The sequence below is a fragment of the Shimia sp. R9_3 genome, assembly GCF_017743755.1.
In the GTDB taxonomy this organism is placed as follows: Bacteria; Pseudomonadota; Alphaproteobacteria; order Rhodobacterales; family Rhodobacteraceae; genus Shimia.
Genome location: NZ_JAGHRP010000011.1, coordinates 39494 through 53618, shown reverse-complemented (window position 1 = coordinate 53618; position 14125 = coordinate 39494). Strand labels below are relative to the sequence as shown.

At 57.9% G+C, this 14125-nt stretch carries 10 protein-coding genes and 1 tRNA gene; 5 read left to right on the top strand and 6 right to left on the bottom strand.

The genetic code is table 11. The features are described 5' to 3' along the window. Nucleotides 1–60 precede the first annotated feature (60 nt). Together J7412_RS19850 and guaB are read right to left on the bottom strand one after the other, a co-directional pair. On the bottom strand, nt 61–1209 hold the full coding sequence (locus tag J7412_RS19850) for an RsmB/NOP family class I SAM-dependent RNA methyltransferase (protein ID WP_209080920.1): 1149 nt from the start codon (nt 1207–1209) through the stop codon (nt 61–63). Further along, nucleotides 1206–2657, bottom strand: coding sequence for an IMP dehydrogenase (gene guaB / locus J7412_RS19845; protein WP_209080918.1), 1452 nt, complete (start codon nt 2655–2657; stop codon nt 1206–1208). The genes J7412_RS19850 and guaB overlap by 4 nt, the downstream gene beginning before the upstream one ends. Nucleotides 2658–2916: 259 nt before the next feature. Here guaB and J7412_RS19840 point away from each other — a divergent pair, with 259 nt between their 5' ends. The 4 genes from J7412_RS19840 to J7412_RS19825 all read left to right on the top strand — a co-directional run bounded on the left by J7412_RS19840 (nt 2917) and on the right by J7412_RS19825 (nt 6787). Then, nucleotides 2917–4962 (top strand): ASKHA domain-containing protein, encoded by a 2046-nt coding sequence (locus J7412_RS19840; protein ID WP_209080909.1) that lies wholly within the window; start codon nt 2917–2919, stop codon nt 4960–4962. A 244-nt stretch (nt 4963–5206) separates the two neighbouring features. Then, nucleotides 5207–5731 carry an outer membrane beta-barrel protein gene (locus tag J7412_RS19835; RefSeq protein WP_209080907.1) on the top strand — a complete coding sequence of 175 codons (525 nt, stop codon included), beginning with the start codon at nt 5207–5209 and terminating at the stop codon, nt 5729–5731. A 137-nt stretch (nt 5732–5868) separates the two neighbouring features. After that, nucleotides 5869–5942: transfer RNA gene (locus J7412_RS19830), tRNA-Gly, on the top strand. A gap of 131 nt (nt 5943–6073) precedes the next feature. After that, entirely contained in the window at nt 6074–6787 is a 714-nt protein-coding gene (locus J7412_RS19825; protein WP_209080905.1) for an enoyl-CoA hydratase/isomerase family protein, read from the top strand. Nucleotides 6788–6840: 53 nt separating this feature from the next. Here the strand turns inward: J7412_RS19825 and pgi are convergent, their stop codons facing one another. Genes pgi through zwf form a run of 3 tightly spaced genes read right to left on the bottom strand, consistent with a single transcriptional unit; the run spans nt 6841 to nt 10570 of the window. Continuing rightward, nucleotides 6841–8442: a glucose-6-phosphate isomerase gene (gene pgi, locus J7412_RS19820; RefSeq protein ID WP_209080903.1), complete on the bottom strand. Its 1602-nt coding sequence runs from the start codon at nt 8440–8442 to the stop codon at nt 6841–6843. A 5-nt stretch (nt 8443–8447) separates the two neighbouring features. Further along, nucleotides 8448–9119 carry a 6-phosphogluconolactonase gene (gene pgl, locus J7412_RS19815; protein ID WP_209080896.1) on the bottom strand — a complete coding sequence of 224 codons (672 nt, stop codon included), beginning with the start codon at nt 9117–9119 and terminating at the stop codon, nt 8448–8450. Beyond that, on the bottom strand, nt 9116–10570 hold the full coding sequence (gene zwf / locus J7412_RS19810) for a glucose-6-phosphate dehydrogenase (RefSeq protein WP_209080894.1): 1455 nt from the start codon (nt 10568–10570) through the stop codon (nt 9116–9118). The genes pgl and zwf overlap by 4 nt, the downstream gene beginning before the upstream one ends. Before the next feature lie 215 nt (nt 10571–10785). On the opposite strand from zwf, the gene J7412_RS19805 reads away from it, so the two are divergent. Then, a complete protein-coding gene (locus tag J7412_RS19805) occupies nt 10786–11727 on the top strand; it encodes a radical SAM protein (protein WP_209080892.1) in 942 nt (313 codons plus the stop codon). Between the two features lie 19 nt (nt 11728–11746). Here the strand turns inward: J7412_RS19805 and J7412_RS19800 are convergent, their stop codons facing one another. Further along, nucleotides 11747–14044: a CARDB domain-containing protein gene (locus tag J7412_RS19800; RefSeq protein ID WP_209080883.1), complete on the bottom strand. Its 2298-nt coding sequence runs from the start codon at nt 14042–14044 to the stop codon at nt 11747–11749. Nucleotides 14045–14125 lie beyond the last annotated feature (81 nt).

Here is a 14125-nt window from a genome sequence, read left to right as displayed (position 1 = left end):
ATATGCGCGAAATATCCTTAATCACGCATTAACGATAACTGAGGATTCATCTATTCTACCTTATTTTCGACGCAAAACCGCGTCAAAAAACCCGTCACCGCCATCAGCGAATGAATACTGCCGCGACGAGAGCGTCTCCCACCCCGGATGACGGTCGTGGAAGGCGTTGATTTGCGCCATATTTTCGGCCTCAAGGAAAGAGCATGTGGCATAGGCCAGAACGCCATCCTCTGCGACCAAACTCTGCGCCTGATCCAGAATCTCCGCCTGAATTCGGGTCAGATCCGCCAGATCCTCTTGGCTAAATCGCCACTTCGCATCCGGTGTGCGCCGCCATGTTCCGCTGCCCGAACAGGGTGCATCACAGAGCACCAGATCATAAGGCGCATGTGTCTGCGGCGCATCCACCAAGGTGACTTTCACGCCTGCGCGTTTGGCCCGTTCCGGCAAATCCGCCATCCGGCGCGGGGCTGCATCATGGGCATAAAACTGCCCCTTCACCTGCCCCGCCATGGCAAGGGTTTTGCCCCCACCACCCGCGCAGTAATCTAGAACTTTCATGCCTTTGGCCAGCGGCAGCTCTGCCACCATCGCCTGTGAGGCCGCATCCTGCAGCTCCACAGCACCACTCAGATAAGGCGCTGCCTGCCGAATGCGCCGCGCGCACTCCGTGACCTCCAGCGCTGTGTCCACCAAAGCCACCGCGCGCGTCACAACACCGGCCTCCGCAAGCGCTGCCTGCGCATCTGCCACAGTGGATTTCGCGAGGTTCACCCGCAGAAACACCGGCGCACGCGCACGCATCTGCTCAAGTGTTTCGTCAAATTTCTCGCCAAGACTTTCTCGTAACAGCTCAACCAACCAATCAGGCACATCCAAGGGCAAATCTGTTGCTGGGGCCGCAATTTCAGCATCCTCCAAAGCAGCAGGTGCATAGGCCGCGCCCGTAAACAACGCCGCCAGATCAGCCCCCTGTGCGCGCAGAACCCCGATCATCAGTCCGCGCCCACTCAACCCGCCGCCCAAGTGGGCCGCCGAATTGCGCTGGCGCAAGGCATCAAACACATGATCACGAATGGCAGCACGATCCTTGGACCCGGCAAACCGGCTGCGCCTCGCCCAGCCGGTCAATGCTTTCTCTGCTGGCGCGCCTTCAAGGATCTGATCCAGAACCTCAATCGCCGCCTGAACGCGCGCCGCTGGCGTCATCCGCCGATCCGGTAATTTGGCGCCTCACGGGTGATCTGCACGTCATGCACGTGACTCTCTTTCAAGCCCGCACCGGTGATTTTCACAAACTTGCAGTTCTTGCGCATCTCTTCGACGGTGGCATTGCCGGTGTAGCCCATGGCCGCACGCAGACCGCCCACCAGCTGGTGAATCACCGTGCCTGCCGGACCTTTGTAAGGCACCTGCCCCTCGATCCCTTCCGGCACCAGTTTGTCGCTTGCGGCATCCTTCTGGAAGTAGCGATCGGCCGAGCCGCGCGCCATCGCGCCAAGGCTGCCCATGCCACGATAGGATTTGAACGAACGGCCCTGATAGAGGATCACTTCGCCGGGGCTCTCATCGGTGCCCGCAATCATCGAACCCACCATGGCACAGCTTGCACCGGCTGCAATCGCCTTGGCGAAGTCACCGGAGAATTTGATGCCGCCATCCGCAATCACCGGCACGTCACCGGCGGCGGTCGCACAATCATCAATCGCGGTCAGCTGGGGAACGCCCACACCGGCCACCATCCGTGTGGTACAGATCGAGCCCGGCCCGATGCCCACTTTCACCGCATCCGCACCTGCATCAACCAAGGCACGTGTGGCATCTCCGGTGGCAACATTGCCCGCAATCACCTGCACCGCGTTGCTCTGGGATTTGATGCGTTTCACCGCCTCAATCACCCCTTCAGAGTGCCCGTGCGCGGTATCGACCACCACGATGTCCACACCCGCATCAATCAGCATCTCAGAGCGTTCAAAGCCGCTGTCGCCCACAGACGAGGCCGCAGCCACGCGCAGACGGCCCAGCTCGTCTTTACAGGCGGTTGGGTTCAGCACGGCTTGCTCGGTGTCTTTCAGCGTCAATAGGCCGGTGAGCTTGCCCTGCCCGTCATGCACCAACAGCTTTTCGATCCGGCGCGCGCGCATCAGGCTCTTGGCCTCTTCCAGATCCGCAGGCTCTGCCAGCATCGCCAGATCATTGGTGGTCATCATCGCGTGTACTGGCGTGTCATCGCTCTGGGCAAAGCGCATGTCGCGGTTGGTCACAATGCCAACCACACGGCCTTCTTCGTCCACCACCGGGAAACCGGTAAAGCGATAACGCTCAATCAGCGCCTTGGCATCTGCCAATGTCTGGTTCGGGGTCAGCGTGACCGGGTTATAAACAATCCCGCTCTCAAAGCGTTTCACCCGGCGCACTTCGCGTGCTTGGGATTCCGCATCAAGATTCTTGTGGATCACGCCCATGCCACCGGCCTGCGCCATGGCAATCGCCATCCGGCTTTCGGTCACAGTGTCCATCGCCGAGCTGAGCAGGGGAATGTTCAAATCAATGCTCTTTGTGACCCGTGTGCGCGTGTCCGCCGTAGACGGCAGCACCACCGACGCGGCTGGAACCAGTAGAACATCATCGAAAGTCAGCGCCTCACGAATCTCCATCGCAAATCTCCTTGGGGGAACCTCGTTTGGCACGTCCCTATCGCACGCCCTCCGCCTGTGGAAAACCCCTAATCCGCCCCAACCTCCTCTCAGGGCTCAAATACCTGCCCCGGCGGAGCCTCGCGGTCATTTTTCGCGCATCCATCGCAATTTACGCCTGACCGTGCCGCCCACAGACCAATCCATGCCGCTCCTTGTCATTCCTGCCTGCGCACGCCAGATATGCTCTCAGACACGCGAACAGACCCAAGGCACTCCAATGAGCAGCGATCCACTTGTGATTTTCACTCCCTCCGGCAAGCGCGGCAACTTCCCGGTCGGCACCCCCATTCTCACCGCCGCACGCCAGCTTGGCGTTGATCTGGACAGTGTTTGCGGCGGGCGTGGCGTCTGCTCCAAATGTCAGGTCACCCCGTCTTATGGCGAATTCCCCAAACACGGCGTGACCGTTGCGGATGATGCGCTGTCTGAATGGAACGCGGTCGAGCAGCGCTATGATGACAAGCGTGGCCTCACCAAAGGCCGCCGTCTGGGCTGTCAGGCCACCGTTCAGGGCGACGTGGTGATTGATGTCCCAGCGGAAAGTCAGGTCCACAAACAGGTGGTGCGCAAACGCGCCGAAGTGCGTGACATCACGCTCAATGCCACCGTCTCGCTCAGCTATGTTGAGGTGGAAGAGCCCGACATGCACAAGCCCTCCGGCGATCTTGAACGGCTGCTGACCGCGCTGAAGGCGACGACAGGCCATGCAGAAATCGCGGTAGACACCCACCTTCTGCGCCCGCTGCAGCCGCTCTTGCGCAAAGGCAACTGGGCGGTGACCGCCGCGCTGCATCAGGGCCACAATGATAGCACACCGCGCGTGATCGCACTCTGGCCCGGCTATTTTGAAGGGCCGATCTATGGCCTCGCCGTAGACCTTGGCTCCACCACCATCGCAGGCCACCTCTGTGATCTCTCCTCCGGCGAAGTGGTGGCCTCTTCAGGCCTCATGAACCCGCAGATCCGCTTTGGCGAAGACCTCATGAGCCGCGTCAGCTACGCCATGATGAACAAAGGCGGCGATCTGGAAATGACCGAGGCCGTGCGCGAAGGTCTCAACCAGCTGGTGGTGGACATCGCTCAGGACGCCAAAATCGAGACCAGCCAGATCCTCGATGCGGTCTTTGTTATGAACCCGGTGATGCACCACCTGTTCCTCGGCATCGACCCGTTTGAGCTGGGCCAGGCGCCTTTTGCGCTTGCCACCTCTGACGCGCTCGAACTCATGGCCTCCGATCTTGGCCTCACCATCGCGCCGGGCACCCGCGCCTATCTGCTGCCCTGTATTGCAGGCCACGTGGGCGCTGATGCGGCGGGCGTTGCGCTGTCTGAGGCGCCCGACAAATCCGAAGACCTTGTTCTGGTGGTGGATGTGGGCACAAACGCCGAAATCCTGCTGGGTGACAAAGACGGCGTTCTGGCCTGTTCCTCCCCCACCGGCCCAGCGTTCGAAGGCGCACAGATCAGCGCAGGCCAGCGCGCCGCACCCGGTGCCATTGAACGTGTGGAAATTGATCCCGTCACCAAAGAACCACGCTTCCGCGTGATCGGCTGTGAGCTCTGGTCTGATGACGAAGGCTTTGCCGCCGCTGTCGCGGGCACCGGCATCACCGGCATCTGTGGCTCCGGCATCATCGAAGTGATCGCCGAAATGCGCCTTGCCGGTCTGGTGGATGCCTCTGGCCTCATCGGCTCTGCCGAGCAAACCGGCACCGCCCGCTGTTTTGCTGACGGGCGCACCAATTCCTACACTCTGTGGGAAGGCGACGCGGATCAGAAATCCGTCACCGTCACCAACGGCGACATCCGCGCCATCCAGATGGCCAAAGCCGCGCTCTACTCCGGCGCGCGCCTGCTGATGGACAAACGCGGTGTCGATCAGGTGGACCGCGTTGTGCTCGCCGGGGCCTTTGGCGCGCATATCTCCGCCAAACACGCCATGGTGCTGGGCATGATCCCCGACTGCACGCTGGAGAAAGTCACCTCTGCAGGCAACGCCGCCGGCACCGGCGCGCGCATTGCGCTGCTCAACCGCGAAACGCGCGGGCAGATCGAAACCCTCGTGCGCCAGATCGAGAAGATCGAAACTGCCGTGGAGCCACGCTTTCAGGAGCATTTCGTAAATGCCTCCGCCATGCCGAACTCCTCTGATCCCTTCCCGATCCTGCGCACCGTGGTCGATCTGCCGGAGGTGAGTTTCAACACAGGCGGCGGCGATGGCGGAGCCGCTGGCGGCGGACGCCGCAGACGTCGGCGGGGGTAAGCGCACATGGGAAAGCACTTTGCGTTTGATGAGAACTTGCGCAAAAGCGCCTCAAGCCAAATGCAAGGTCCCGCTACGCAAATATCAACCATTGATTGTTCAAGACGCTAGAAGAACAACTCTGTGCTAGATAAGAAACATCTCAAATAGGGGTGCGTGGGCCTTACCTCTTGAGCCTTGTTGACCTGCTTTCTGAGATTTATTTCTCAACTCAAGAATGAAGCACTTACTCCAAAGGTACACTATGAAAAAAGCTCTTCTCTGCGCCGCATGCTTGCTCGCCAGCCCAGCTCTCGCTGAAAATGCATCTGGGTTTTATCTTGGCGGAGACATTTCGTCTTTTGATGTCGAATTCACCGGCGCCCCCGTTGAAGGCGACGGAAACGCGTTTGGCGCCCATTTTGGATATCGCTACGCACTCTCTGATGCGACCTTCGTCGAAGGGGAAGCCTTCGCGGCGAAACTGAATGGCGATACCAATACCGGCAACACCGATTTTGACGCATATTACGGCCTGACGGCCGGCTTTGGCGCTTACTTCACTGACCAAGCCTACGCTCTGGTATTTGGCGGGCTCGCGCGCTCCAAGACCGACAATGTTTTTGTCGGCTCACAAACCGGTCGAGGCCATGTTCTCGGTCTCGGCATCGGGTATGATTTCAAAGAAAATCAATCCATTGCCCTGCGTTTTTCACGCGCCACCTTCGACGGCGCGGTAGGTGATGTAGACAACGACGTGATCGGCGTAAGATACAGCTACCGTTTCTAAGCCCCTGCGACGACGGCTGGTCCTTATGACCAGACTGAAGGTTTGCGGGTTAGGTGGGTGACACTCAAAATAAACGCAAACTTCCAGATAAAGCCCGCTTGACCCTACCGCAACGCTCCACTACCTAAGGCGGCGTTGCGGGTATGGTGAAATGGTATCATGCGAGCTTCCCAAGCTTAAGGTGCGGGTTCGATTCCCGCTACCCGCTCCAACTCCCCCCCATTTGATGTCGCCTGCCGGAATGCTACGCGGCGTCTCGGCCATGTTGCGTAAGGTCATGTTTGCCGCCCACCTGACGTGCAGGTAAAGTTTCCGGCAAACATCCAAACCTATGAGCCTTCCATGTCTATCGTGACCTATGAAACCCGCGGCAAAACCGCGATCCTCACGCTGAACAATGGCGAAAACCGTCAGAACCCGGCCTTCGCCACAGCCATGCTGGATGCCTTGCAGCAAGCTGAAGACGACAAATCCATCCGCGCCGTTGTGATCACCTCCAGTGATGAGAAAAACTGGTCCCAGGGCGTCGATCTCAACTGGCTGATGGCCGCCAAACAGGCAGGCAACGTCGATGATATGCGCGCCTTCATGAACGGCATGAACGAGGTCTTTGCCCGCGTTCTGACCTTTCCGATGCCGGTGATCGCCGCGATCACAGGGCACGCCTTTGGCAATGGCGCCATGCTGGCCTGCACCTGCGATTTCCGTTTCATGCGCGCGGATCGCGGCTATTTCTGCTTCCCGGAAGTGGACATCAACATCCCCTTCCTGCCCTCCATGATCGCCTATGTGCGCAAAGCCATTCCCGAATACCGCTTCAACGAAATGAAGCTGACCGGCCGCCGCGTCACCGCGCCAGAACTTGAGGCTGATCACGTGCTGACAGCCGCCCCTGATGCCGAGGCGACCCTGACAGCGGCGCTGGAATTTGCCGCCACTTTCTCCAAAGGGCGCGCGATCTTTGGCGAGCATAAACGCCGGATGCACAAGGATATCCTTGAAACCATGGCACGTGATGATGCGCCCCTGATCGCGGCGCTCAAACTCACCGTGTAAGGAACATCTGGCCGCCACTTGCGGGCTGTAAACCCTGCGCGGCCAGACCCAAATCAGCTGTGAAAGCTGCGGATATAGGCCAAAAGCGCCTTCGTGGATGCGGAGGCCGCTTCCGGTGCTTCACCACTGGCCACAGCATCCAGCAATCCCCCCGCCAGCTCTTTGCCCAGCTCCACGCCCCATTGGTCGTAGGAATTGATCCCATAGATCACCCCTTCGACAAACACCCGATGCTCATAAAGCGCCACGATCTGGCCCAGCACAAAGGGCGTCAGCCGCGGATAGACAAGCGTTGTCGACGGGCGGTTGCCGCTGAACACCCGATGTTTGGCCAGCTGATCCAGCGTGCCGCCTGAGACGCCCTTCGCCTCCAGCTGCGCGCGCGCCTCAGCCTCGCTGCGCCCCTTCAAAAGCGCCTCAGACTGCGCCAGACAATTGGCCACAAGCGCGCGGTGGTGGCTGCTCAAGGCGGGTTCATGCCCTTCGGCACCGACAATAAATTCACAAGGCACCACCTGCTTGCCCTGATGGATCAGCTGATAAAACGCATGCTGCCCATTGGTGCCTGGCTCACCCCAGACAATCGGCCCTGCCACACGGTCAAGCGTTTGGCCATCCACTGCCACCCCCTTGCCGTTGCTCTCCATCTCAAGCTGCTGCAGATAGGCTGGCAGCCGCGCCAGCCGCTGCTCATAAGGCAGCACCGCGCGGGTCTCATAGCCACAGACCTGCTGATGCCAGATGCCCACCAAGGCCAGCAGCACAGGCAGGTTTTCCGCCAGCGGCGCTTCACAGAAATGGCGATCCATCGCCTGACCGCCTTCAAGGAAGCCCTCAAAGGCTGTCGGACCAATCGCCAGCATCAGCGAAAAGCCAATTGGCCCCCAGACCGAATAGCGTCCGCCAACCCAATCCTCAAAGCCAAAGACCCGCTCCGCCGGAATGCCAAACTCGGCACAGCGCTCCACGGCGGAGGAAATCGCCACAAACCGCTCCAGCGCGGCCTCACCACCGGCCCAATTCAGCACGGTGCGCGCGTTCATCAACGTTTCCTGCGTGGTGAAGGTCTTGGAGGCCACAATCACCAGCGTGGTTTCCGGGTCCAACTCGTCCAGCGTGTCAGTGGCGTCCGCGCCATCGACGTTTGAGATAAAATGACATTTCGGCCCGTCGTGATACGGCGCCAGCGCCAACACCGCCATCAACGGCCCCAAATCAGAGCCGCCAATGCCGATGTTCACCACATCGGTGATGCGTTTGCCCTGCCCCGGAAAGCTTCCGTCGCGCACCGCAGAGGCCAGTTTCGCCATACGTGCGCGGGTCTCTTTGATCTCCGGCAGCACGTCTTCACCGTCCACAACCACCGGTGCGCCGCTCAGGTTGCGCAACGCTGTATGCAGCACCGCGCGGCCCTCGGTGGCATTGATTTTTTCCCCGCCAAACATGGCCGCCCGCTTTTCAGCCACACCCGCAGCCTCTGCGATTTCGATCAGCGCGGCCTTGGCCTCGGCGTTGATCGTGGTCTTGCTGAAATCAAACAGCACCCCATCCGCCGTCAGCGAAAACCCCGCCGCGCGCGCAGGATCATCCGAAAAAAGCTCTGCAATCTGAGCATCTTGCGCGTAGGTCTTCAAGGCATCCAGTTTGGTCCACATCTCACTCACTCCGTCCAATGCACATCAGCACCCGCGCAGACCGCACGGATCGGGGCGTCCACCTCAGGCAGGCTCTGCGCCGCATTCAGCGCCTCACGCTTGTCCGCCCCTTTGATCAGGATGTGCTTGCGCAAGGCCCCATTCAGCACCCGTGCCGACAGCGTGATCCGAATGTCAGGTAAATCATCGCGCCGCACAGGGATCAGGATCGGCGCATCCGCAGCCAGCGCCGCCTCAAGCCCTTCCGCGCCGGGGAAAAGCGAGGCGGTGTGCATATCCGCGCCCATGCCCATCACCGCCACATCCACCGGCAGCGACGGCGCAATGCCAGCCTCAAGCTCCGGCAAGACGTCTTCCGGCACCTCCGCAGGCGCATAAAGCGGCAGGTAGCGTGCCGCCACGGCGCGGTTGGTCAGAAGCCGCGCCTTCACCAGCGCCGAATTGGAGCGCTCGTGATCTTCTGGCACCCAGCGTTCATCGGTCAGGATCACATCCACGCGCTCCCAATCCAGATCCACCGCACTCAGCGCATCAAAAATCGGCCCCGGCGTGGTGCCACCCGGCACCGCCAACACAACCCGTTCCTTCTGGTGCAACGCCTCGCTCAGATCGCCCGCCAGTGCTTGCGCCACATCCATCGCCAGCATGTCGGCATCGGGGTAACTCTTGAAATTCATTTGTCTAAACCTCTCCATGCGCGCGCATCCCTCCGCATCATCAATTCCGCATCATCCGGCCCATCAGAGAACGCATCATAGGGTTTGGGCACATCGCCGCGCGCTTCCCACCCGCGAATGATCGGATCGGTCCAGGCCCAGGCCGCCTCCACCTCATCATCGCGCATGAAAAGCGTCTGATTGCCCCGGATCACATCCATGATCAGCCGCTCATAGGCATCTGGCGTGCCCTCAGCTGATGGCCCCAAAGCCTCCGCAAAGCTCATGTCCAGCGGCACATCCACCAGCCGCATGCCCCCCGGGCCCGGCTCCTTAATGGTCACATTTAATGTAATGCCTTCATTGGGTTGAAGCTGAATATTCAACTCATTGCGGTGCCGTCCGGCCTCGGGTCCAAAGATCGAATGCGGCGTGTCCTTGAACACCACCGTGATCTCGCTGTCCCGCGCGCTCAGCCGCTTTCCGGTGCGCAGATAAAACGGCGTGCCCGCCCACCGCCAGTTGTTGACCTGACATTTCAGCGCCACAAAACTCTCGGTTTTGGAGCGCGCATTGTCCACATCCTCACGATAGGCCGCCGCGCCATCCGCCGCCGTGTACTGGCCGCGCACAATATGATGGGGCTGCACATTATCCAGCGCGCGGATCACCTTGAGCTTTTCATCGCGCACCGCATCCGGCTCAAACTGCGCCGGTGGCTCCATCGCGATCAGACACAACAGCTGCATCAGGTGGTTCTGCACCATATCGCGCATAGCACCGGATTTTTCGTAGTAGTCCCCGCGCCCCGCCACGCCAACGGTTTCCGCCACCGTGATCTGGATATGATCGATGTATTGCGCATTCCACAACGGCTCAAACAGCATATTGCCAAAGCGCACCGCCATCAGGTTCTGAACGGTCTCTTTGCCAAGGTAATGGTCGATCCGGTAGATTTGCCCCTCGTCAAAATACTGTGCCAGCTCGCTGTTCAACGCCTGCGCGCTCTCCAGATCATGACCAAAGGGCTTTTCAACCACGATCCGCGTGTCATCTTCCACCAGCCCTTGCCGTTTCAGGCCTTTGGCAAGATCGGAAAACACCCCCGGCCCGACGGAGAAGTAAAACGCCCGCACCGAGCCCGGCGTCAACAGCGCCGCCAGCTCAGACCATCCGCCCTCGCCGCGCGCATCCACCGCCACATAATCCACATGTTCGCAAAACGCCGCGACCTGCGCATCATCCAGCGCCAGCTCTCCGGCAAACTCCTTGAGCGCCGTGCTCACAGTGGCGCGATAGGCCTCAGAGCTCAGCGCACTGCGCGCCGCACCCACCACTTTGCTGCCATCCGGCATCTGCCCGGAACAAAACCGCCGAAACAGCGCCGGCAGGATCTTGCGCCGCGCAAGATCACCCGTTCCCCCAAACACCACCAAATCAAAAGGCTCTACTGGAATAATACGAGAAACCATGCGGCCTCTTCCCTTGCTTTCTGCTCGGACCGTCGCTGCGGCGCCGTCCCATTGCCCCAACATCGTTAGCGCTAACGACGCTTTCGAGTGGTCTAACATCGCCACTCTAACACCGCAAGCGCGCATCACAACTCTGTCAGAAGCGCTGCGGCACGGATGGTCAAGCCCTATAACATTGGGTAGGAGGCATTGGGCACATAACAGATGGCAGTTTCATGAAAGATCAGGCAAATCTCGGCAAATTCCAGGATCCGTTCATCACCGCCAAGGGCGAAGACCGGGCGCATGTTGCGCTCAACAACCCTGAAACGCTGTGGTTCAACACCGGCACGCTTTGCAATATTGAGTGCGAGAACTGCTATATCTTCTCATCGCCCACCAATGATGACCTGCTCTACATCACCGCTGATGAGGTGAGCGACTATCTCGATCAGCTTGAAACCCGTGAATGGAACGTGCGCGAAATCGGCTTCACCGGCGGCGAACCCTTCATGAACCCGGAAATGATCGAAATCACCCGCCGCTCGCTGGAACGTGGCTATGATGTACTGATCCTCACCAACGCCATGCAGCCTCTGATGCGCAAACGTGTCCGCGAAGGCCTTCTCGAGCTACGTGAAACCTACCGCGACAAGCTCACGTTCCGCATTTCCATCGACCACTGGAACCCGGAGCGTCACGATCAGGAACGCGGCGCCGGCTCCTTTGACCGCATGATCCTCGGCATGGAATGGCTGCGCGACGAAGGTTTTCAGATGACTGTTGCGGGCCGCACCCTCTGGGGCGAGTCCGATGCGGACTCCCGCGCCGGATACGCGCGCCTTTATGCCAAACACGGGTTTGAGATCGACCCGCAGCATCCGGCGCAAACCATGCTCTTCCCGGAAATGGATGAAACCGTGGAAGTGCCGGAAATCACCACCGCCTGCTGGGGCATCCTCAACAAATCCCCCAACGACATCATGTGCGCAAGCTCACGTATGGTCGTGCGCCGCAAAGGCTCCAAAGCCCCGGCGGTCATTGCCTGCACCTTACTACCCTATGTAGAAGAGTTTGAGCTTGGCCAGACGCTCAAGGAGGCTGAGAAGCCCGTGCTTCTCAACCACCCCCACTGCGCCAAATTCTGTGTGCTCGGCGGCGCCAGCTGCTCCGCCTGAGCTCATTTCATTTACTGCATCATACGAAGTCAAAGACTTCTGAGCCAAAATTGTTGAATTCGTTGAACTCGTCTAGTTTGGCGTTTTGGTCTAAGATTGCCGTCAAGATGTACTTGTCAGTAGCTGGATTTCCTCCTGCAGCAGCTAGAGCGTCGTCGACATCATTCAGTCGTATGACCTGCATGTCCCCCCCTGCAAACAGAGTCGTGTCACCGGAATCCAAGACAAGAATGGGGCCACCTTTTTCTGCACTCGCCACAATTTGATATTCAACGGGTGCGCTTAGGATATCGTTACCTCCGAGAGAGGCTTTGAAAACAAAGGTATCATCACCTTCTGCGTCGACTTCCGTCACATACGCATCTGGTTTGATAAGCGGTGCAAACAGCGAAGTCTCACCAGTATTATTGTTTTCATTGGTTTCATCGATCGTATTCTCAGGATCGATGGTCACCCTGAACCGGTATGTCTCGTCAAGCGCTCCGCCACCGTTGTAGATAGCAGCCGCCGCATCCGGTATCGTGATAGTACCTGAACTATCTCCGAGAGGCGCTTCAATCTGACCTGAAGATATGACAGTCCCAGAGCTTTGTCCCGGCGGGATCATTTCGACCTTGTAGGTTATGTCTCCATGCAGGCCCAACAGACCGTCGATGCTGTAGTCAAAATATAGTGATGTATTAAGCTTGCCATCAAGTATTGCAGCGGCACTCAACTCGACATCTTTTACCGCAAGATCCACTGGCGGAACAGGCAACGGTCCTCCGACAAAAACCATCTCATTGTTCGTTTCATCAGTTTCATAAATCTCGTCACCGCTATCTAGACGGACTTTGTATGTAATCTCTTCGCCGATGAGCTCAGGATAGTTTTTGTAGATTTCATCATGATTGAATGACGTACGGACTTGTGCATTCTTGCCAGGGGCAAGCGCAGACAATGGGCCGCTCGCCACAACAACGAGCTCGGCACCATCAGGTCCATATGCGGTGATGGTGTAGCTTGCGCCACTCTCCATGCTCCCGACGTCGTCATTCTTATATGTAAATCTAACGTTGGCGGTGTATTCGCCATCTCGATTGGTAGTATGGAAAGAATTCATGTACCCATAGCGCGTATCAAACGCATAGTCTGGTGCGATCTCAGGCAGGTCCTGTCCGCGGATTAAGAGCTCATTGTTGCTTTCGTTCGTTTCATCAATGATGCTCGCGCTATCTAGGCTCACGCGGTAGTCTATCTTTTGCCCAACCAAGTCTGGATGATTATCGTAGATTTCTTTGTGACTAAACGACTTTTGAACCGAACCAGTCTTACCCGGATCAAGCGCACGTAAACTCCCAGTCGCAACAACGCCAAGCGCCCTTCCGTCTGGTGCAACCGCAGTAACGGTATAGCTTGCACCTTCGCCCATGCTGCCTACATCGTCGTTTTTGTAAGCGAACCTAATACCGCCGGTGTAATCATCATTATGCACACTTCCAACGAAAGAATTCATGTACCCATAGCGCGTATCAAACGCATAGTCTGGTGCGATCTCAGGCAGGTCCTGTCCGCGGATTAAGAGCTCATTGTTGCTTTCGTTCGTTTCATCAATGATGCTCGCGCTATCTAGGCTCACGCGGTAGTCTATCTTTTGCCCAACCAAGTCTGGATGATTATCGTAGATTTCTTTGTGACTAAACGACTTTTGAACCGAACCAGTCTTACCCGGATCAAGCGCACGTAAACTCCCAGTCGCAACAACGCCAAGCGCCCTTCCGTCTGGTGCAACCGCAGTAACGGTATAGCTTGCACCTTCGCCCATGCTGCCTACATCGTCGTTTTTGTAAGCGAACCTAATACCGCCGGTGTAATCATCATTATGCACACTTCCAACGAAAGAATTCATGTACCCATAGCGCGTATCAAATGCATAGTCTGGTGCGATCTCGATGAGAGGTTGCCCCTGAATAACGAGAGAATTATTGCTTTCGTCGGATTCTGAAATTGTATTTTCACTATCCAGATCGACACGGTAACTGAGTGTCTGTCCAACAAGCTCCGGGTGCTGTGCGTAAATTTCTTTGTGATAGAAATATTCACGGATTATTTCACTTTCTCCGGAAGCAATCCCGCTAAGTCTTCCCTGTTTCACAACTCCGAGTTCAGACCCGTCTGGCGCGAGCGCAGTGATCTTGTAACCAGCGGCTACAGTCGTCGCTTCGTCGCCGTCGTTAACGATGGTAAATGTGAGTTGCCCCCTCAAGTCATCGTTATAGACTCCCGAATGAAAATAGCTATTTGTTGCAAAGCGATTGAAAGATATATCAACACTCATGACGCAATTACTCCGTTCAACTCTGATCGGAGTTTCTTTTGAGCATCAATCATGAGAAAAGTGTTAAGTCTATTTTTCAAT

Excerpts from the sequence above, each read along its gene's own strand:
- J7412_RS19800 (WP_209080883.1), bottom strand. The coding sequence starts at position 14,044 with ATGAGTGTTGATATATCTTTCAATCGCTTTGCAACAAATAGCTATTTT.
- J7412_RS19805 (WP_209080892.1), top strand. The coding sequence starts at position 10,786 with ATGAAAGATCAGGCAAATCTCGGCAAATTCCAGGATCCGTTCATCACC.
- J7412_RS19835 (WP_209080907.1), top strand. The coding sequence starts at position 5,207 with ATGAAAAAAGCTCTTCTCTGCGCCGCATGCTTGCTCGCCAGCCCAGCT.
- J7412_RS19850 (WP_209080920.1), bottom strand. The coding sequence starts at position 1,209 with ATGACGCCAGCGGCGCGCGTTCAGGCGGCGATTGAGGTTCTGGATCAG.
- pgl (WP_209080896.1), bottom strand. The coding sequence starts at position 9,119 with ATGAATTTCAAGAGTTACCCCGATGCCGACATGCTGGCGATGGATGTG.
- guaB (WP_209080918.1), bottom strand. The coding sequence starts at position 2,657 with ATGGAGATTCGTGAGGCGCTGACTTTCGATGATGTTCTACTGGTTCCA.
- pgi (WP_209080903.1), bottom strand. The coding sequence starts at position 8,442 with ATGTGGACCAAACTGGATGCCTTGAAGACCTACGCGCAAGATGCTCAG.
- zwf (WP_209080894.1), bottom strand. The coding sequence starts at position 10,570 with ATGGTTTCTCGTATTATTCCAGTAGAGCCTTTTGATTTGGTGGTGTTT.
- J7412_RS19840 (WP_209080909.1), top strand. The coding sequence starts at position 2,917 with ATGAGCAGCGATCCACTTGTGATTTTCACTCCCTCCGGCAAGCGCGGC.
- J7412_RS19825 (WP_209080905.1), top strand. The coding sequence starts at position 6,074 with ATGTCTATCGTGACCTATGAAACCCGCGGCAAAACCGCGATCCTCACG.